This is a genomic window from Robertmurraya korlensis NBRC 107688 (genome assembly GCF_001591645.1).
Lineage (GTDB): Bacteria > Bacillota > Bacilli > Bacillales > Cytobacillaceae > Robertmurraya_A.
In genome coordinates, this window is sequence record NZ_BCVH01000005.1 from 89,223 (window position 1) to 108,639 (window position 19,417).

Genomic DNA, 19,417 nt, shown 5'->3' on the forward strand with positions numbered 1-19,417 from the left:
TGTAAAGGATTGTATAAGATTAACTTTTCGTCTTGATGATCACTGAGTACAAGGATAGTAATACATTGTGTGCAAAGCACACAGCAGGAGGAAACAACATGGAACAAGGTAAAGTAAAATGGTTTAACGCAGAAAAAGGTTTTGGATTCATCGAGCGTGAAGCCGGAGAAGACGTATTCGTTCATTTCTCAGCTATCCAAGGCGAAGGTTTCAAATCTTTAGACGAAGGTCAAGCAGTTACTTTTGACGTTGAGCAAGGTCAACGTGGAGCTCAAGCAGCTAACGTGCGTAAAGCTTAATAATAAGGCAAACGAAAGCAGGCTCTTTTTAGAGTCTGTTTTTATTTTTCCTTTTAAAAACAAAGATCCCCACTCAATGAATGAGCAGGGCACAATGTAAGCAAGTAAATCAAATGGTAAACAAAGTGTATCACATAATCACGAATTCACCTAATAGTGATAAAAAAGCTCTCTTTTTTTCTGGAATCAACTTAACTATTCTCTTTTTTTTATTATCATAACAGAATTAAACAAATGACCTTTGTGTCCGAAATGTTAAAAATCAAAAATAAACAAAGATAATTACCTGTTTTTATGTTGATTACATCAAGGTAGGGGAGTAAGATAAAGGTATAGAAAATAAATAGGAAAGGTTTATTGAAAACCCTTTCTTATTTCAAAAATCATTTGTGAAATAGTGAACAAATGTTGAAGGAGGAAGAAGAGATGAGCAATGCACGTGTGTATTATGTGCCAAGTACAAACCTAATGGGCAAAGGGTGTTTAAAAGAACTACCAGCACTTGTAAAGGAATTGGGTCAAAAGAAGGCGTTAGTTGTAACGGATAAATTTTTGAATCAATCGGGTCTAGCAGGAAAGGTTCTTGCGGAACTAGATACAATTGAGCTAGAATACGTGATCTTTGATGATGTAAAACCAAATCCTACGGTCCAAAATGTGTATGAGGGAGTTGAAGTGTTTAAGGAAAACGCGTGTGACTTCATCGTATCGATTGGTGGAGGATCTCCTCAGGATGCTGCTAAAGCAATTGGCCTTTATGTAACAAATGGAGGAGACTTACGGAACTATGAGGGTGTTGGGAAGACAAAGAACAAATCGGTTCCGATTGTTGCTGTTAATACTACAGCAGGTACATCCAGTGAATTTACCATTAACTACGTGATTACAGATACGGAACGAGAAGTGAAAATGGTTATGGTAGATAAAAACAGCTTAGTAACCATCTCAGTAAATGACCCAGAGCTTATGGTTGATAAACCAGCTGATTTGACCGCAGCGACAGGGGTGGATGCACTAACCCACGCAATTGAAGCGATTGTGACTCCAGGTGCGTTCCCTGTCACGGATGCAACTGCATTAGCTGCTGTCGAAATCATCTTTAACTACTTGCCTCGTGCCGTAAAAGATGGGCATGATATTGAAGCTCGTGAGCAAATGACATACGTGATGTTCTTAGCAGGTATTGCATTTAACAATGCAGGACTAGGCTTTGTTCATGCGATGGCGCATCAGCTTGGTGGTGTGTACGATCTTCCACATGGAGTATGTAACGCGATGCTTCTACCGATTGTTGAAAGAGAAAATGCGAAACGTGATCCGAAGAAATTCCGTTTAATTGCAAAAGCAGCAGGCATACAAGTAGAAAGAAAAACAGATGAAGAGTGTGCTGATGAAGTCATTGAAGCAATCAAAGCTCTTTGTAAGGAAGTTGGCATTCCAAGTACTCTTGCTGAATTAGGTGTAACAGAGGTAGATTTAGACAAACTAGCAACGAATGCCCTAGCCGATGCTTGTGCACCGGGTAATCCATTCCAGCCAACAAAAGAAGAAGTCATTGAAATGTTTAAAGAAATTGCATCACCTGTTGTATTGAGCTAATCTAAGAATTAATAGAATAAAAAGCAATAAGGTGCCCACATGGGAGAATAGGGAATGAAGTGAAAGTCTTCAGCGGTCCCGCCACTGTAATGGGGAGCTTCAAAGATCATGCCACTGGGTGAAAATATTCGGGAAGGCCTTTGTAGCCATGAACCAGAGCCAGGAGACCTGCCTTATTGCGAGCAAATACTAGATGATGGAAAAGTCTGTAGTTTATTCACTTTGCTGAATGAACTATGGGCTTTTTTATTTTTTTAAAAAAGGAGAGAGAAGCATGGAATTATTACAACAGACAATGGATAAGATTACGGGGCTTGATCAGGAGATGATGGATAAGGCAAGAGTGAGGGTGGACAACTTAATTAAACCTACGAAAAGCTTAGGAAGATTAGAAGACTTAGCTGTACAGCTTGTTGGGATAACGAGACAACCCATTCCTAGTGTTGATCAAAAAGCCATTATTGTTATGGCGGCCGATCATGGCGTCTTTGATGAGGGAATTACCAATTTTCCTCAATCGGTGACACTAGCTCAAACATTGAATTTTTCAAAGGGGTTAACAGGTGTATGCGTGCTTGGGAAAGTTTCAGGAGCAAACATTATACCAGTGGATATAGGAGTGAATGCTGATATTCCTCATGATGCAGGGGTTATTTTAAGAAAGGTTAAATATGGTACCGATAATATGGCAAAGGGACCAGCAATGACAAGAGAAGAGGCAATCCAATCAGTAGAAGTTGGGATTGAGATAGCTAATCAGGAAATAGCAAAGGGTGTGCAGTTGCTCGGAACAGGAGAGATGGGTATTTGTAATACGACTCCGAGCACAGCCATATTATCAGTGATTGGTGGCTTCAAACCAGAAGACATTACCGGTAGAGGCGCTGGTGTCGGTGAGGGAGGCATTCAGCACAAGATAGAAGTAATCAAACAAGCGATAAGGGTAAACCAACCGAACCGTGAGGATGGGATTGATGTGTTGGCAAAGGTAGGGGGACTTGAAATAGGTGGGATGGCGGGTGTGATGCTTGCGGCAGCTGCCAATCGAGTGCCTGTTGTTGTCGATGGATATATATCAACAGCGGCCGCTGTCATTGCTGCAACCCTTGAACCAAAGGTAAGGGAATTTCTCATTCCCTCTCATGCGTCTGCAGAACCTGGTGGAAAAAGAGGCAGTGAACTGTTAGGGCTGAAACCGATGATTCATATGGATCTGTGTTTAGGCGAAGGATCGGGTGCTGCCCTTGTCTTTCCGATTGTTGAAGCAGCGTGTAGCATGATGAAACATATGCCTACCTTCGCTGAGGCGGGGATGGAGATATAAATAGAAAAACTCCAGCCTAGATGGGCTGGAGTTATAGTGCGTTTCTAATCACCTTTTTATAATTAAGAAGCGAAAGGAAACCAAAGATAGAATATAGAGCTGTGTACAATAGCATAACGAGTGCCATCGGCGTCCAAAGCTCAGCACCGAAAAAGAACCAGCCGGATTGAACCGCAAAATAGCTATGGGAAAGGCCAATGATTAAAGGAATCCCAAAGTTGAATACCTGTTTCCATCCGATTCCTCTCGTGAGGTCACCTTGAGTGAAACCAAGCTTACGTAGAATCGTATAGTTGGACTTCTCATCTTCGCTTTCGTCCATTTGCTTGAAGTAAAGAATACACCCGGATGTAATTAGGAAGGTAAGCCCAAGGAAACCAACGATAAACATCATGAGGCCCATGAGCTGTTTCTGTTCTGTACTCATTTGAAGCTGTGAATCATTCATGTAATGGTCATCTTCATGGAAACCTAGCTGATTATAAAGATCATTTGCTTGTTGGATCATCTCTTCGTTCTTCATATCAATGCCGATAAAGACAGAAGATTCCCTCTGTACCTCTGGATCGAAATCTTGTTGAAGTTTAGAAAACAAGGTATCATCCACAATCGCAACAGGCTGACCGCCGTTCGTAAAATACCATGAAACAATAAATTCATCTTTTAACCCCATATAATCAAGAGGAATGGATCCGGATTTACTGTGAAATTCAATGTTTCCGGTATCTTCAAGAGACATGAATTTGGATAGCATATCACTATATCCTGTAAACAATGTTTCTGTTGGAGACACATTAATTCCAGGAACAGATTTTTCACTAACGACAGGCATCATCATACGAGTTAGATCCACATCCATTAATTCTCCATCCGATTGTATGATCGGTTTCAGATTGGCTTGAACCATCACAACATCAATAACGGTCTCTTCAAATGATAGATTCTCACTCTTTAAAGCATTCTTAAACGTTTGTGCATCTTCTTTATTTGCAAAACTGAAATCTTTAATCACATTATCTTCAGCTGTTTTTTCTGCTGAGTAATAGGAGATATAGCTTAACGATAATAAACCAATGGCGAGTGCGGATACAGTAGTTACAATGGTTAGCAGTAACGAATTCGACTTCATACGAAACATGATGGAAGATAATGAGAGAACTTCCCTAATATTTAGGTACCCATCCTTCTTTTTGCGAATCACATTAAAAATAAAGCTTACCGATCCTTTGTAAAAGAAATAGGTGCCAATAATAACGGATGCTAAAATGACAACCATGGTGATGAATAGCTCAGTCATTTCTGTAATGTCACCGCTAAACAGTTTAGTGGAAACAAAATACCCAAAGGCAATCAGAACGATACCGGCAATGCCCATAAGTATCTCCCATACAGATATTTTCTGTACCTTCGCCTCTGCAGAAGAGGTGACTCGAAATAAAGATAAAATCGTCTGTTTTCTTATAAAAAGAGCATTCATTCCAAGAATTAATAAGAAAATTAGTGTAAACACAATGAGTGTTTGTAGAAATGCTTGGCTTGAAAAATGTAAGGTAGTAACTGCATTTACTCCTGTAATCTTCAGCAGGATCATCATGATTAATTTTGAGATCGAAAATCCTAGGAAAATACCAATGCCTAGCGACAAAAAGTAGAGAAGAGCATTTTCCATTCCAAGGATACGAAAAATCTTTCGTTTCGTCATACCAATCAGATGAAAGAGCCCAATTTCTTTACTACGTCTTTTGATAAATATCATATTAGCATACACGAGAAAGACCGTAACAATCCCAACCAATAGAACGGAAGCCGCTCGGATGGAAGCCCCACCTTTAATACTCCCTTTTGCTTCATCCATCGCTGGATCATATTGTAGGGTAACAAACGCGAAATAAAGAGAGACACTAAAAATCAAGGCAAATACATACAAATAATAATTTTTAATATTCTTTTTAAAGGATCGAAGGATGAGTTGATTAATAGTCATCTTGCACCCCGCCTAATACCCCTTGTGTTTTCATAATATCTTGGAAGAATGCTTGTCTGGTTTCATTCCCACGATTTAACTGGGTATAGATTTGTCCGTCTCTAAGGAAGATCACTCTTGAGCAGTAACTGGCTGCCACAGGATCATGAGTAACCATTACAATGGTAGATTTGCGTTTTTGATTCAAGTGGCTAAGCTTATTTAATAGGTCTGACGCAGCCTTTGAATCAAGTGCACCCGTTGGTTCATCAGCAAAGATCAGACTTGGCTCATGAATGAACGCACGGGCAGCGGATGTTCGTTGTTTCTGTCCTCCGGAAATTTCATTCGGGTACTTATTTTGAAGCTCTGCAATTCGGAGTTCATTGGCTACTTCCGTGAATTTTTGGTCTGCTTCCTTTTTTGGTGTTTTCGTAATGGATAAAGGAAGCAAAATGTTTTCTTTAACCGTCAGTGTGTCGAGAAGATTGTAATCCTGAAAAATAAATCCTAAGTTCTTTTGACGAAAGAGGGCCAATTCTTTGTCACGCATCTGTGTAATTTCCTTTCCCTCTACATAAATTGAACCTTGGCTTACATGGTCAATAGAAGACAGAACATTCAACAAAGTCGTTTTCCCCGACCCAGATGCGCCCATGATACTCACAAATTCTCCTTGCTCAATAAACATATTGATTCCTTTTAAAACCTCTTGCTTATTAAATTTATTTCCATAGCTTTTGTGTATTTGTTTGGCTTCTAAAATATTCATTTTTAGCGACTCCTTTCCTTAATGACTTGATTATAAAATAAGTGGGGAGCTTCCTTCCTTCGATTCATCTAACAATTGGAACAGGCATGTGACATTTTTGTCACATGCCTGTTATTTTCACAAATTCATTTCGAGTAGGCAAGGTGAGAGAAAAGGTTGTACCCACTCCAAGTGTGGACTGAACCGATAGCTGTATAAGTAGAGAATCAGCGGCTTTTTTCGCTAAATATAGACCCATTCCAGTGGCGGAGTGGTCTTGATGGGTCGAAGTGGATGTAAACCCTTTTTCAAAAATACGTGTCATATCCCGTGGGTCAATCCCACGCCCGAAGTCCTGTATGTCTATTATAATATGATCATTTTGTTTAAAGCTTTTTATGTAAATATCCGAATGGCTGCTGTATTTAACGGCATTAGTTAATAGTTGACGAAGGATAAAAGCGATCCATTTCGCATCAGAAAGGATTTCTCGTTCGGAAAGATTGATATCAAAGCCAATGCCTTTTTGAATACACCAAGATTGTAAGGTTTTAATCTCAGGAACAAGCAGCGTGTGAAGATCTATTTTTTCAATAAATAGGTCATTCTCAATAAAGTAAAGTCGCTTCTGGTGAAGCTGTTGGTCCAGTAATAAGTGTACTCGTAGCCATTCATTAGTCAGGCTTGCCTTTGTTTTTTCATCAGGAATTCTGTCAATCATAAGGTTCATGGCTGTTAAGGGTGTCTTTACCTCATGAATCCAGGCTAACAGCTGATCCTTTTCATCCTCTAATGACAGTTGATGGTGATTGGATTGATTTCTGAGCAATTCTGTTTGCTTATAGACACTTTTTTCGATAATTTCCTCAAAGGGGCTCTCCGCATGGGGGATTTGAGCTAAGTCCAGGTTGTTCTCCCATTCATCAAGTCCTTTGAAAAAACGAGTTTCCTTTTGATATCTTATGTAAAGGAAAATGGTAAATAAAAGAAAGGATAAAAATAGAATGTATAGGATGGGCTTGAGCGGGATTGTGGAATCGAGAAAAGCCACAAATACAATTAAGAGATGAATAACCAAGTAAAAGATAATCCAGCTACGGCGTTCCATTATGAATCGTTTGATCATGAGAAGAATCCCTCTTCAATGGCTATATAGCCCTGACCTACCTTTGTTTCTATATATTGGCCTAACTGGACCTCATCCAGTTTTTTACGTAATCGATTCACGTTCACCGTTAGTGTATTATCACTGACAAACCGTTCATCATCCCAAAGGCTTTTAATGATAGTCTCGCGGCTCACAATCGCATTCTTTTTTTCGATTAATATTTTTAATATATACATTTCATTTTTAGTCAGCTCTATCGTTCCGTTGTTGTTTGTGACCGTATTTTTCTCATAATCCACCGTGGCGCCGCACCATGTCTTTAACTCGAATGTATGATTGCTATAGTTGTAGACTCTACGAAGAATGGCTTGGATTTTTGCAATTAAGACGTCAAAATGAAACGGCTTTTGAACAAAATCGTCTGCACCTAGCTGCATGCTCATTACCATATCTGTCGGATGGTCACGTGAAGAGAGGAAGATGATTGGCACATTGGAGTGGGCACGAATCTGTCGGCACCAATGGAACCCATCAAATTTCGGTAGCTGAATATCAATAATGACGAGATCTGGTTTTACATTAGTAAACTGCTCAAGAACGAGCCCAAAGTCTTGGATCCCGTGAACTTCATAAGACCACTGGGTAAGTCGATCTTTTATTTCATGAAAAAGACTAGAATCATCTTCAATTAGTAGAATCTTAAACATATCTGTCACCAACCTCCATCCTAATTGTAACGAAACCACAAACAAAAGAAAATTACATGTGTGTAAAAAAATAACAATTAGTGAAGTGCTCCTATCAAGTGTCCACCCTTCGTGGACAAAACTACTAATTTTGTCCACGAAGGGTGTCAGACACCTTAAAAATATAGTAGTATATATAACGGTGTGTAAGTGAGTTATATTATTAATTCAGGTGAGTGATACTTAAATGGGCTTTTCTCTTGATATGAAAACTATATTCGTTATTTTGGTTACGGGCCATGTTTTTACGGTGTTCCTTATTAGTGCTTATTGGCGCGATCATCGGACGGATAAGACGATAACGACTTTTTTCTTCGCGAAATGTGTACAGGCCCTTGCTTGGACAATATTGACATTACGGGGTGGCATCTCGGATGTGTTTACGATCTCAATTTCAAATACCCTATTGTTCTTAGGTACTTCTTTTGAAATGATTGCCCTTCTAAAACTGATGAATGTTTTTTCAAAAAAGCTTAAAACGGTCTATTCTATAATGACTATTTCAAACTTAGTTGCTTTTCATTTGGCTATTCTGTTCTTTAACACAGAAAGTAATCGAATTGCTATTGCTTCATTTGGTACTGCGATGCTGATGTTATTACCGGTGTATCATTTGGTTTATAGACGAGAAACCTCTCGACTAAGAAGAATAATGGGGTTATTTTACTTGTTTTTAGCTTTGGCCTTGTTTGGCAGAGGGATTGTAACCCTTTTTTCTTCTTATAGCTGGAGTTTTTTTAATCCAGGATATTTTCAAACTTTATCTTTCATTGGCCTTTACCTTGTGATGCTAATTGGAAACACAGGGTTTATTTTAATACTGAAGGAACAAGCCGATGAGGAATTGATACGGCTTGCGAGTTATGATGACCTGACCGGAGCATTGAATCGTAGAGTGTTTTTCTCAGAAGCGGAGAAGTGTATATCCGCCTGTTTAAAGGATGAAAAGCCGATATCTCTACTCTTATTTGATATTGATCATTTTAAAAAGATAAATGATAAGTATGGACATGATGTAGGAGATCATGTACTACGTGAATTAAGCTCGAAGATTCATGAATACCTAGGAAAAGGGAATTACTTTAGTCGGTTTGGTGGAGATGAATTTGCTATTCTCCTACCAGAAACAGATGAGCAACAATCCATGAAGGTAGCACGGGAGATTGGTAAACGGATAGAAAAGGAATCTCTAATTGAATGGAATTTTTCATACACGTTAAGTATGGGGATACTTACGACTGTACCGACAATCGATACCGAACTAGAAATGATGTATATTGCCTGTGATAAAGCTCTATATGAAGCAAAAAGAAATGGAAGAAATGGCGTTAGTAGAGGCTTTTTACATACAGAAGGGTTTGAAGATGACAAGCTTAGTCAAATGTAGTCACCAAAGAGAGGATATTGTCCACCCGACACGGACAAAATAGGCAAAAATGTCCACGGAGGGTGTCAGACACCCTCCGTGGACATTTTTTTTAGGGTTTCTTTTGCGGCGCGTTCTCCTGATTCAATGGCACCTTCCATGTATAGGCGCCATTCATTAGCAGTTTCCGTCCCTGCCCAATGGATAGGCCCGACCGGCTTCGTTAATGCAGGACCGTATTCAGAGATTACTCCGGTTGCAAAATGGGCAGCATAGCCTCCTCTAGACCAAGGATCCTCTGCCCAATCCTTCTCATAAACAGCGATAGGCTCAAGTGCCTTGTTTCCGAATAGATGGGCAATGCAAGTGATTATCTCTTTTCTCCGTTCACCTTGTGACAATGTTCCCAACCTTCTTGCATATTTCCCCCCAATCAATGCGGTAAGAACTCCATGGGGTTGTCCAGGCGTGCTACTGTCCATCGTAGCTCGAATCGGACCGCAATCGTAATAGGAGCTACCAGATAGACCCTCTTCTCTCCAAAAGGGGGTATGGTAAACGATGATTGATTTTATGATTGCCCCTTGACCAACCCGCTGGCACAGCTGTTCGCGAAGTGCAGGCAGTGGGGGATCGTATTGTATTTTTGCGCTGAAAGCAGGAGGGGTTGCGACGATGACTTTCTTACTGTTCCAACTCCTAGTATCCGTATGAACAGTTGCCCCGGTGTCTTGCCACTCAATTTTTCTAACAGGCTGGTTTAAATAGATATGATCGTGCATAACCTTAGCCATTCGTAAAGGCAGGGTATGGGCTCCATTTTTGATCCACATATCTTCAGCAGTCAAAATTGGATCCATTCCACCCGCAGCTTGTGTGAACCAAAGGAAATTTAAGAAGGAAAATTCACTGAGCTCAAGGGAAGAAAGCTCTTCAGTGAAGATTCGAAAGAATGCTTTTCCATATTTAGAGAACATTTGCCTGTCAATCCAGCTGTCCATTGTAAGAGCATCATATTTCCTCAGGAGTGATGACTGAAATATTCCTTCTTTTTTGATGAGCTTCGTTAATTGATGAATCTTTCTTCGTGCTAGGAACAAATCTAGCGTTCCTTGTGCTGAAATGGGAGGAGTATTAGTTGAACTGAGCATCCGCCTGTTATGTAAATCATAGATGGTTTTTCCCTTTTTATATGAAGGGATGGTTTTAATCTGGAAAAATTCTAGTAAGGCTTGTATACGAGGCTGGAAGGGTGAAACCCACTGTGCTCCAAGGTCAATGATAGAATTTTGATGGGTAGTCGTTAGTATTCTTCCCCCAATACGGTTCTGCGCTTCTAGAATAGCAAAGCTTTTTCCATGCTTCCTTAACTCCCATCCAGCAGCAAGGCCAGATAGCCCTGCTCCAACAATTACTACGTCTACATGATTTAGCACGGATGAGTGCCTCCCATAATAAAGTTAGCTACTTGAAAAGTATTTTCCCTCTCTTATTAAAGAAACATGTGCTTTAATGAATCTGTTTTGTAAAACCACTTAACTTTCACAAGTTAGCTTTAATAAAAAGACGGAGTTCGGTACAATGTAGTAATGTGTGAAGAATTCTTGAAAAGAGGCTGTTCCATGACTTTTACAGATTTTAACTTAAGTGAAGAAATATTAAGTACGATAGCAAGCCTACAGTATCAACACCCAACAGAGGTTCAAAAAAAGGTCATTCCGCGGGTGTTAGCTGAGCGGGATCTGGTGGTGAAGTCACAGACAGGAAGTGGAAAAACAGCTTCCTTTGCCATTCCGATTTGTGAAAAGATTGATTGGGCTGAAAATAGACCACAGGCGCTAATACTTACACCTACACGAGAGTTAGCGGTACAGATAAAGGAAGATTTTATAAATATAGGCAGATTAAAGAGAATCAATGTCGTAGAAGTGTACGGCAAGCAATCCTTTATGTATCAAAAAACCAAACTGAAGCAAAAGGCGCATGTCGTTGTTGGGACTCCCGGTCGACTGCTTGATCATATTCAAAAAGGCACCCTTTTACTCGATCAGGTTCGCTTCCTTGTCATTGATGAGGCTGACGAACTGCTGAATATGGGCTTTATCGAACAAGTAGAGGCAATTATAAAGGAGGTTCCTGACAAAAGAACCACCATGCTTTTTTCAGCCACTCTACCTGATGCAATAACAAAGCTAGCCCAAAACTATTTACGCTCTCCCGAAGAGGTTGAGATTGAGCCTACTGATAAAACAGCAGGCCTAATAGAACATTCATTATATTGGGTGGAGGAAAATGAAAAGCTTCAGTTATTACGAGAGGTAACGATTGTAGAAAACCCAGATAGCAGTATCATTTTTTGCCGGACAAAGGACCGTGTGGATATGGTCGTGGATCATTTAACAGAGCGTGGGTATGATTGCGATAAAATACACGGCGGAATGATACAGGAGGACCGCCTAGAAGTGATGAGTGAATTTAAGCGAGGAGAATTCCGCTACCTCATCGCTACCGATGTTGCAGCACGTGGGATAGATATCGAAAATATTTCACTTGTGATTAACTTTGATATCCCATATGAAAAGGAGAGCTATGTCCATCGTACAGGTAGAACAGGCCGGGCGGGCTTGAAAGGAAAAGCGACTACTTTTGTAACAGAGAGAGAAAAACGATTGTTAGAAGAGATAGAACAATTAATTGGGTTTCCTATTCCTGAGAAGGTGAAACCTGCTTCGGGGCAGGTGGAGAGATCACGACCTGCCTTTGAAGAGAAAATTAATTCCGACCCAGTTATAAAACAACTAAAAAGCGAGCAGCTAAATAAAGATATAACGAAACTATATTTTAATGGTGGAAAGAAAAAGAAGCTGCGCGCCGTTGATTTTGTAGGAACCATTTCTAAAATTGATGGTATATCTGCAGAAGACATTGGGATTATCACGATTCTTGACACTGCTTCTTATGTAGAAATACTAAATGGCAAAGGGGCACTAGTATTGTCTGAAATGAAACATACAACCGTAAAAGGAAAACAATTAAAGGTACATGTGGCAAAAAGATAGGCACTTCCTAGAGGTGCTTTTTTTTTGAAAAAGAGTAAAATCCATTGACAGAAAATTACTCTTACTTTAATATTATCATTATCAATAATGATAATAAATAAAGGGGGGGCTTTACTTGATAAGCAACGCAACGATTTTAAGCATGATTGCCGTTATCATTTTTTCCATTTTCCTATTTGTTAGTGCCATCCTTATTACAAAAAAACGGGTAGGACTATCTCTCAAACCGTTATTAATTGGTAGCGTTGGGTTCGTAATTATTACTCAGGTATTAGAGAAGCTACTTCATGTGGTCGTCATAACAGGGTTCCCTAATTATGCTGAACATCCTTGGGCTTTTGGATTATACGGTGGTTTCGCTGCAGGAATTTTTGAGGAACTAGGACGCTATTTTCTATTTATTTGGCTGTTAAAAAAATATCAAGATTTCAAGGGTGGCTTATCCTTTGGGGTAGGCTGGGGTGGTATTGAAGCAGTAGTGATTGCTCTTTCAACGGTTGTGCCATTTATCCTCTTTGCCACCATGATTAATGCAGGTACATTTGATTCGTCTATTGGAGCTAGCCTGCCAAGCGATCAGGCAGCAACCATTAAAGAGACAGTATTAAATCAGGGAGTTTCACACTACTTATGGGGGATACCAGAGCGGTTCTTTGCCTTATTAATGCAAATCGCGTTTACTTTACTTGTATTATTGGCTGTAATCAAAAAGAAGCTCCTATACGTGTTGCTAGCTATTGTTGCTCATGCCGCTATTGATTTTCCGGTAACTTTCTACCAAACTGGATATATTAAAAGCTTATGGGTTATCGAGATGTATCTTGCTTTCGTAGGAGTTCTATCTATTCTTATAATAAAAAGATTAAGAAAATTACTGGTTGGGTAAAAATACCTGAGGCAAAAGTCAGTATTAATAAAGTATAATAAAAGAAAAACTGTAAAAGGCAAACTTTACCGAAAGGGAAGGACGCAAAGCCATGAGCCTAATCGCTAGTAAAGCGAATGGTCGTCAGGTTGCCAAGACTCATTTTGTGAGCCTCGGCTGGCAGAATGGGGGAACTATAATGAAAAAGTTAGTTGTATCAATGATTATTGCTTTGCTTTTTTCAATGGGAGGCTTTGGGTCAAAGATGAGTGCATCAACAGTGGATCGTTCGACCTGGCTATGGAATCCATGGGAGATTGTGAGTGATGAAGCAGGAACCTTAAGTTTTCTTGAACAAAAGCAAATTAACAAAGTCTATGTACAAATTGATCGTGATATCCCTATGAATGTATACCGTAGCTTTAATACGAAGGCATCAGTAAAAGGGATAAAAGTATATGCTCTAGACGGAGCCCCAAGCTGGGTAGCCCCGAAAGGATATCGAAACCAAGATGCGTTAATGAATTGGTTAAATACCTATCAAGCCGGCTCAACAGCTTCTCAAAAATTCACCGGTATTCATTTAGATGTAGAGCCGTACTTATATACCGGCTGGAATACCAATAGAGCGGCAACTGTGAAGAGTTATCAAGCACTACTAATAAAAGCGAATAACTCTGCTGCAGGATTAAAACTACCACTTGAAGCAGACCTGCCATTCTGGTTTGATGAAGTCACTTATAACAACACGTATGGTAAAGGAAATCTAGCTGAATGGGTCATTACAAAAACAAATAGTGTAACGATTATGGCCTACCGTGACACAGCTCCTGCCATTATTGACATCGTAAAAAATGAAGTAGCCTTTGCTGGGAAACACAATAAGGCATTAGTTATCGGTGTGGAAACAGGTGCAACAGACGAAGGGGATTTGATTTCCTTTTTTGAAGAAGGGGAAGCGTTCATGAACGGGCAGCTTGCTTCTGTTGCCTCTCATTACGGAACAGCCCTTGGATATAACGGAATCGCAATTCACCATGTTGGAAGCTGGAAAACAATGAAACCATAAATAATAGACAGGAAAAAGCACTCCGATGAGTGCTTTTTTCTATTGAATGAATGAACGTAAACGTTGTAGCTTATCCTTACCAAAGTATATCTCTATAGCAGCTAACGCACTTTCTACTACAAACGGCCTTTTATTATCTGACTGTAAAAGCTCCTCTTGAACAAAATCGAGCAACTCTACGTATTTCTCAAGGTCTTTATCCTTCACTAATTCCTTTTTAAGAGACATGATTTCAAGTGTAAGTTTTTCATGATAGGTCTTATCTTTTTTATGACAACTAGGTGACCACTCTTCTAAAATTTCCGGCGGGAGAAGCTGTTCCCCGGTTGAATTCACATCATTCATTAAAATAACTAATCGATTCACGCTATAACGTACGACTCGTTCTGGGCTACTATTTAATCGGTTTGCCATTCTTTCGTACTTTAAATTATGGTGCAAAATAGCAGTAAACATAATTGCTCCATCAAGGAGATAAGGTTTATTACTCTCTCCGAAGATGTCGTTTAGTCGTTCGTATACCCACCTTAATAGTCTTATTTGGATATTGCCAATAAACTTTTTTAACTCAACATCATTTAAAAACAACACCTCTTCATAAAGAGGAATCAGGTTAGTGGCACGGTGTGTCTTAACTTGTAGTACCATCTGGTTTATAAAAACTTCGATATCTGCTGGGTCTTTGCCGACTAATAGTTCGTTTCTTTCATGCTCGAACTTTTTTTGTATGTCTCGAAAAATCGCCATGAGAAGTTCATTTTTCGAGGAAAAGTAGTTATAAAAGGTTCCCTTAGAAATACTACTATAATCTAAAATGTCCTGAATAGAGGTAGCTTGAAACCCTTTTTCTACAAAGAGCTGATGGGCTGTATTGATAACGTGCTGCTTTCGATCATTCATTTTATCACCTGAATTAGTATTTGGACTAACTGTATAAATGTATAGTAACGTATTTTTCTGAAGGTTACAAACCCATTATTTATCAACGTTTTTTCGTTGCTTTTTTTGTACTGAGGGTATAATATATGTTAAGTGTATAACAGTAGTCTACTTTATTAGACTTAGAGTATAGGGGGAACATAAATGAGTGGAAAACAAGATAAACGACCACCATACGGAATTATTGGGGTTTTGTTAATTGGAGCGTTCATTACGTTTTTAAATAATACGTTATTAAATATTGCTTTGCCATCCATCATGAAGGATTTAGAAGTAGAGGCTGCTACGGTGCAGTGGTTAACTACAGGATTTATGCTGGTTAACGGGATCTTAATTCCAGCTACCGCCTTCTTGATACAGAAATATTCTGTTCGAAATCTGTTTTTAGTGGCAATGAGTTTATTCACGATTGGTACATTAGTCGCTGGGGTGGCTCATGAATTTCCCATCCTTTTAGCTGGACGTATGCTTCAAGCGTCGGGGTCTGCCATTATGATGCCGTTGCTTATGAACGTCATGCTCGTTAGTTTTCCAATTGAAAAAAGAGGAACAGCAATGGGGGTATTTGGTTTAATCATCATGTTTGCCCCAGCTATTGGACCAACATTATCAGGTTGGATTATTGAACACTATGATTGGAGAATGCTGTTCCACTTTATTACCCCAATTTCAGTATTAGTGGTATTAATTGGATTCTTCCTTTTAAAAGATAAGAAGGAAAAGGTCAATATTCGATTAGACTTTTTCTCATTGGTATTATCAAGTATTGGATTTGGTGGGATCCTATACGGCTTTAGTTCTGCAGGAAGCAAGGGCTGGGATAGTCCGCATGTGTACGTGGCCATTACGGTTGGTCTTATTTCGCTCGTTGTATTTATTGTTAAACAACTAAAACAAGACAATCCGTTATTAAACTTTAGCGTGTTTAAATATCCGATGTTCGCCTTGTCATCTTCCATATCCATGGTAACAAACATGGCGTTATTCTCAGGGATGATCCTTATTCCGATCTATGTTCAAACGATTCGTGGAATTTCTCCACTCGACGCTGGATTAATGCTCCTTCCAGGTGCCATCGCAATGGCGATTATGTCTCCTATTACAGGGAGATTGTTCGATAAATTTGGTGGTCGAGTATTGGCGCTGATTGGTCTAGGAATCACGGTGATTACTACGTATGAGTTTAGTCAGCTAACGGTAGACTTAAGCTATACTCACTTAGTCATCCTTTACTCCATTCGAATGATTGGGATGTCATTTGTTATGATGCCTGTATCAACAAACGGATTAAATCAGCTTCCGACACGTTTCTATCCACATGGTACGGCAATGAACAATACATTAAACCAAGTGGCTGGGGCAATCGGAACAGCATTACTAGTTACAGTTATGTCGAATCGTACAGAAACACATGCAAAGGCTCTTGCTGATGAAGCAATGAAGACTGCTGCCGCAGGTCAAGGAGCAGGAGCAGCCCAGCCAACAGCTGAAATGATCGCTCAAATGAAAGAGCAGATTATGATGAAAGCGATGCTTGAAGGAATTAATGATGCATTCCTAGTGGCTACAGGGATTTCTCTTGTTGCATTCATCCTCGCTTTCTTTATCAAGCGTGCGACACAAGCAGAGGATCCGTTAGAAACTAAAGAAACGCCAACGGTTGTATCTGCAAAGCTAGCTGAAAACTAATAGTCATCCTGGAAGACCCTCAAATTAGAGGGTCTTTTTTGCGGAATAGATTCACTAGATATGATTACACTAACAACGTACATATCATAGAGAAGGAGGTTTTACTATGCAAGGACATGACAACCAAGGGTTTTCTCCGGATGAGTTTAAACTTTCAAAGTCTGGATTTGATCCTGCAATGCCTGGACACACGAATCAGCATATGAATGAAATGATTTTAAGACAAGAACCAAGAACGGCTCGTAAAGAAGGGTCTGGGATTAGTCTTCCTTATGAAACGAGACTAGAAATGGGGCTTCAGCTTGATGAACATCTATGTGCCCTAAATGTAGCTTTACACCAGTACACGAAGCATCACTGGTTAACTGAAGGGGCAGAGTCATTTGGAAGTCTGCATCATATACTTGATGAACATATTGATGTAACGGAACAGCATATTGATGATGTAGGGGAAAGAGTGGCTAGACTTGGAGTCGTACCTACTTCTCATCCAGTAACCCAGCACGAAATCTCATATATTAAGCATGAAGTAGAAGGTCGTTACACGATGCGCGATTTCCTTCGAAATGACCTTGAACACGAACTGAAAATTCAAGGAATGATGAGAAAAACCATCAAACGTGCTCACGAATTAAATGATTTTGGGACGGTTCAAGTGTTAGAGGACATCCTGTTAAAAAGAGAGGATCTAGGTTATCATCTATGGAGCCTCCTAGAAGATGACACGCTTGTTCGAGGCATGACGCATTTACTGGATGAAAAGAATAACATTGCACATAACCGCCATTTAAATGATAATTTACCGAACTAATAGGGATATAAAAAGACGATTGTGCAATTAGCCAATCGTCTTTTTATATCCCTGTTTAAGTAATTGCTTGGAGAAAGTAGCTGATTGCCATATGATAGACATAGTACATATATTTGCTAAGAATTGGGTGTTGTAGATGAACATATTACTTGTCGAGGATGATAAAATCATTGCTTCAGGCCTTGAATATTCTCTCCAGCAGGATCAGTTTTCCACCATACTTTGTTACAATGTGGAATCAGCAAAAAAGGTAATAAAGGAAAAATTCTATGAAATTGACCTCTGTTTATTTGATCTATCACTACCGGACGGAAGTGGTTATGACCTTTGCCGGTTGGTAAAAGAACATAGTGATGTGCCTGTTATCTTTTTAACTGCTATTGATGATGAGGGGAATGTGGTCATGGGGCTAGATATGGGGGCAGATGATTATATTACAAAGCCATTCAGAATTCGTGAGCTTCTATCTCGTATAAAAACCGTATTACGCCGCTATCAAAAGCAGACACAGCCAATGTTGGACATTGAATCCATCCGAATCAATACACTTGAGGGGAAGGTATATAAGCATACGTTGGAGGTTCAAATGACTGCCCTAGAGTATCGCCTTCTCCTGATTTTTGCGAACCATTGTGGACAAGTTCTTTCCAGAAACCAGTTATTAGAACAGATTTGGGATGTGGCTGGTGACTTTGTGAACGATAATACGCTGACCGTCTACATAAAAAGACTAAGAGAAAAGCTAGAGGATGATCCGCAAAACCCAACGATTATCAAGACCATTCGCGGATTAGGCTACAAGATGGGAGAGTAAAATGTTAAGAAATCGAGAGTTTCAGCTTTTTGTTCTATTGCTTGTCCTGATTGGGGGAACAGCTACGGTGGTTGCCTCTCTATCCCTTATACAGCCAGTAGTACTCATGATACTAACATCCCTCCTTTTTATCGCTTGTAGCATCGCTTTTACTTATTGGCGCTATAGGGAAATTAAGCAACTCTCAGGATATCTTCGAAAAATCAGCTCAGGTGAAACGTCACTTGATATTCGTGACAACTATGAGGGAGAACTCAGTATTTTAAAAAGTGAAATATACAAAGTAACCATCATGCTTTCTGAGCATAAAGCATTGCTTCATAGGGATAAGGTACACTTAACTGATGCGATATCTGATATCTCCCATCAGTTAAAGACGCCTTTAACCTCTATGATGGTAATGGCGGACTTACTAAGTGCCTCTACCTTATCAGAAGGAAAGAGGAAGGAATTTACGAATAATATACAGGTTCAGTTAGAACGAATTGAATGGTTAGTATCTTCTTTATTAAAGCTATCAAAACTAGATGCAGGGACCATCGCGTTTAAGAAGGATCAAGTAAACGTGAAGCAGCTTATTGATAAATCGGTAGAACCATTATTGATTCCTATGGATATAAAAGATCAGAAATTAATTATTGATGGTGATGATGCTGTTTCTTTTTTAGGTGACTTCCATTGGACACAGGAGGCACTCATTAATGTGTTCAAAAATGCCGTGGAGCACACAAAAGAAGGTGGAGAAATACGGATTCAGTATGCGGAGAATCCCCTTTTTACAGAAATTTCCGTTGCTGATAATGGGGAGGGAATTGCGAAGGCTGATCTTCCATATGTGTTCCAGCGTTTTTATAAAGGGAATAATGCGAGCGAAGAGAGTGTTGGAATTGGATTGGCGATGGCACACAGCATAATTACAAGGCAGAATGGAACACTTGAGGTAAAAAGTAAAGAAGGGTTCGGAACCACGTTTCTTTTTAAAATATATAAATAATAGCCTAAAGTGACAAAATTG

General features: G+C 39.5%; 17 protein-coding genes and 2 riboswitches. Of the genes, 11 read left to right on the forward strand and 6 right to left on the reverse strand.

Annotated elements, in window-relative coordinates; genetic code table 11:
* Positions 1-98: 98 nt before the first annotated feature.
* The 3 genes from BKO01S_RS09420 to cobT all read left to right on the forward strand — a co-directional run bounded on the left by BKO01S_RS09420 (position 99) and on the right by cobT (position 3,222).
* Positions 99-299 carry a cold-shock protein gene (locus tag BKO01S_RS09420; protein WP_066052309.1) on the forward strand — a complete coding sequence of 67 codons (201 nt, stop codon included), beginning with the start codon at positions 99-101 and terminating at the stop codon, positions 297-299.
* A 426-nt stretch (positions 300-725) separates the two neighbouring features.
* Positions 726-1,898, forward strand: coding sequence for an iron-containing alcohol dehydrogenase (locus BKO01S_RS09425; RefSeq protein WP_066052310.1), 1,173 nt, complete (start codon positions 726-728; stop codon positions 1,896-1,898).
* A gap of 12 nt (positions 1,899-1,910) precedes the next feature.
* Positions 1,911-2,088, forward strand: a riboswitch (cobalamin riboswitch).
* An 84-nt stretch (positions 2,089-2,172) separates the two neighbouring features.
* A complete protein-coding gene (cobT, locus tag BKO01S_RS09430) occupies positions 2,173-3,222 on the forward strand; it encodes a nicotinate-nucleotide--dimethylbenzimidazole phosphoribosyltransferase (protein WP_066052313.1) in 1,050 nt (349 codons plus the stop codon).
* Between the two features lie 31 nt (positions 3,223-3,253).
* On the opposite strand, the gene BKO01S_RS09435 is transcribed toward cobT, so the two are convergent.
* The 4 genes from BKO01S_RS09435 to BKO01S_RS09450 form a co-directional block, all read right to left on the reverse strand.
* A complete protein-coding gene (locus BKO01S_RS09435; RefSeq protein ID WP_066052317.1) occupies positions 3,254-5,206 on the reverse strand; it encodes an FtsX-like permease family protein in 1,953 nt (650 codons plus the stop codon).
* The gene (locus BKO01S_RS09440) at positions 5,196-5,957 is read right to left on the reverse strand and encodes an ABC transporter ATP-binding protein (RefSeq protein WP_066052320.1); all 762 of its coding nucleotides are present in this window, start codon (positions 5,955-5,957) and stop codon (positions 5,196-5,198) included. The genes BKO01S_RS09435 and BKO01S_RS09440 overlap by 11 nt, the downstream gene beginning before the upstream one ends.
* Positions 5,958-6,057: 100 nt before the next feature.
* Entirely contained in the window at positions 6,058-7,062 is a 1,005-nt protein-coding gene (locus BKO01S_RS09445) for a sensor histidine kinase (RefSeq protein WP_066052323.1), read from the reverse strand.
* A complete protein-coding gene (locus BKO01S_RS09450) occupies positions 7,059-7,751 on the reverse strand; it encodes a response regulator transcription factor (protein WP_066052326.1) in 693 nt (230 codons plus the stop codon). The genes BKO01S_RS09445 and BKO01S_RS09450 overlap by 4 nt, the downstream gene beginning before the upstream one ends.
* A 415-nt stretch (positions 7,752-8,166) precedes the next feature.
* Here BKO01S_RS09450 and BKO01S_RS09455 point away from each other — a divergent pair, with 415 nt between their 5' ends.
* A complete protein-coding gene (locus BKO01S_RS09455; protein ID WP_198158793.1) occupies positions 8,167-9,177 on the forward strand; it encodes a GGDEF domain-containing protein in 1,011 nt (336 codons plus the stop codon).
* Between the two features lie 65 nt (positions 9,178-9,242).
* Here BKO01S_RS09455 and BKO01S_RS09460 read toward each other — a convergent pair whose 3' ends face one another.
* Positions 9,243-10,592, reverse strand: coding sequence for a flavin monoamine oxidase family protein (locus tag BKO01S_RS09460; protein ID WP_066052333.1), 1,350 nt, complete (start codon positions 10,590-10,592; stop codon positions 9,243-9,245).
* Between the two features lie 186 nt (positions 10,593-10,778).
* Between BKO01S_RS09460 and BKO01S_RS09465 the strand changes: the two genes are divergently transcribed.
* The 3 genes from BKO01S_RS09465 to BKO01S_RS09475 all read left to right on the forward strand — a co-directional run bounded on the left by BKO01S_RS09465 (position 10,779) and on the right by BKO01S_RS09475 (position 14,149).
* Positions 10,779-12,215, forward strand: coding sequence for a DEAD/DEAH box helicase (locus BKO01S_RS09465; protein ID WP_066052334.1), 1,437 nt, complete (start codon positions 10,779-10,781; stop codon positions 12,213-12,215).
* A gap of 115 nt (positions 12,216-12,330) precedes the next feature.
* On the forward strand, positions 12,331-13,101 hold the full coding sequence (locus tag BKO01S_RS09470; RefSeq protein ID WP_066052337.1) for a YhfC family intramembrane metalloprotease: 771 nt from the start codon (positions 12,331-12,333) through the stop codon (positions 13,099-13,101).
* 47 nt (positions 13,102-13,148) lie between these two features.
* Positions 13,149-13,237, forward strand: a riboswitch (cyclic di-GMP riboswitch).
* A gap of 42 nt (positions 13,238-13,279) precedes the next feature.
* Positions 13,280-14,149, forward strand: a complete 870-nt coding sequence (locus BKO01S_RS09475) for an amidase (protein ID WP_066052341.1) — start codon at positions 13,280-13,282, stop codon at positions 14,147-14,149.
* A gap of 39 nt (positions 14,150-14,188) precedes the next feature.
* Here BKO01S_RS09475 and BKO01S_RS09480 read toward each other — a convergent pair whose 3' ends face one another.
* Positions 14,189-15,049 (reverse strand): TetR/AcrR family transcriptional regulator, encoded by an 861-nt coding sequence (locus BKO01S_RS09480; RefSeq protein WP_066052344.1) that lies wholly within the window; start codon positions 15,047-15,049, stop codon positions 14,189-14,191.
* A gap of 183 nt (positions 15,050-15,232) precedes the next feature.
* On the opposite strand from BKO01S_RS09480, the gene BKO01S_RS09485 reads away from it, so the two are divergent.
* The 4 genes from BKO01S_RS09485 to BKO01S_RS09500 all read left to right on the forward strand — a co-directional run bounded on the left by BKO01S_RS09485 (position 15,233) and on the right by BKO01S_RS09500 (position 19,396).
* Positions 15,233-16,777 carry a DHA2 family efflux MFS transporter permease subunit gene (locus BKO01S_RS09485; RefSeq protein WP_066052347.1) on the forward strand — a complete coding sequence of 515 codons (1,545 nt, stop codon included), beginning with the start codon at positions 15,233-15,235 and terminating at the stop codon, positions 16,775-16,777.
* Between the two features lie 106 nt (positions 16,778-16,883).
* Positions 16,884-17,588 carry a Dps family protein gene (locus BKO01S_RS09490; protein ID WP_066052349.1) on the forward strand — a complete coding sequence of 235 codons (705 nt, stop codon included), beginning with the start codon at positions 16,884-16,886 and terminating at the stop codon, positions 17,586-17,588.
* A 136-nt stretch (positions 17,589-17,724) separates the two neighbouring features.
* Positions 17,725-18,402: a response regulator transcription factor gene (locus BKO01S_RS09495; protein ID WP_066052352.1), complete on the forward strand. Its 678-nt coding sequence runs from the start codon at positions 17,725-17,727 to the stop codon at positions 18,400-18,402.
* 1 nt (position 18,403) lies between these two features.
* Positions 18,404-19,396, forward strand: a complete 993-nt coding sequence (locus tag BKO01S_RS09500) for a sensor histidine kinase (RefSeq protein ID WP_066052353.1) — start codon at positions 18,404-18,406, stop codon at positions 19,394-19,396.
* The last annotated feature ends 21 nt before the right edge of the window (positions 19,397-19,417 follow it).

Excerpts from the sequence above, each read along its gene's own strand:
- BKO01S_RS09465 (WP_066052334.1), top strand. The coding sequence starts at position 10,779 with ATGACTTTTACAGATTTTAACTTAAGTGAAGAAATATTAAGTACGATA.
- BKO01S_RS09490 (WP_066052349.1), top strand. The coding sequence starts at position 16,884 with ATGCAAGGACATGACAACCAAGGGTTTTCTCCGGATGAGTTTAAACTT.
- BKO01S_RS09500 (WP_066052353.1), top strand. The coding sequence starts at position 18,404 with ATGTTAAGAAATCGAGAGTTTCAGCTTTTTGTTCTATTGCTTGTCCTG.
- cobT (WP_066052313.1), top strand. The coding sequence starts at position 2,173 with ATGGAATTATTACAACAGACAATGGATAAGATTACGGGGCTTGATCAG.
- BKO01S_RS09445 (WP_066052323.1), bottom strand. The coding sequence starts at position 7,062 with ATGATCAAACGATTCATAATGGAACGCCGTAGCTGGATTATCTTTTAC.
- BKO01S_RS09495 (WP_066052352.1), top strand. The coding sequence starts at position 17,725 with ATGAACATATTACTTGTCGAGGATGATAAAATCATTGCTTCAGGCCTT.
- BKO01S_RS09420 (WP_066052309.1), top strand. The coding sequence starts at position 99 with ATGGAACAAGGTAAAGTAAAATGGTTTAACGCAGAAAAAGGTTTTGGA.
- BKO01S_RS09425 (WP_066052310.1), top strand. The coding sequence starts at position 726 with ATGAGCAATGCACGTGTGTATTATGTGCCAAGTACAAACCTAATGGGC.
- BKO01S_RS09485 (WP_066052347.1), top strand. The coding sequence starts at position 15,233 with ATGAGTGGAAAACAAGATAAACGACCACCATACGGAATTATTGGGGTT.
- BKO01S_RS09475 (WP_066052341.1), top strand. The coding sequence starts at position 13,280 with ATGAAAAAGTTAGTTGTATCAATGATTATTGCTTTGCTTTTTTCAATG.
- BKO01S_RS09450 (WP_066052326.1), bottom strand. The coding sequence starts at position 7,751 with ATGTTTAAGATTCTACTAATTGAAGATGATTCTAGTCTTTTTCATGAA.
- BKO01S_RS09480 (WP_066052344.1), bottom strand. The coding sequence starts at position 15,049 with ATGAATGATCGAAAGCAGCACGTTATCAATACAGCCCATCAGCTCTTT.
- BKO01S_RS09440 (WP_066052320.1), bottom strand. The coding sequence starts at position 5,957 with ATGAATATTTTAGAAGCCAAACAAATACACAAAAGCTATGGAAATAAA.
- BKO01S_RS09435 (WP_066052317.1), bottom strand. The coding sequence starts at position 5,206 with ATGACTATTAATCAACTCATCCTTCGATCCTTTAAAAAGAATATTAAA.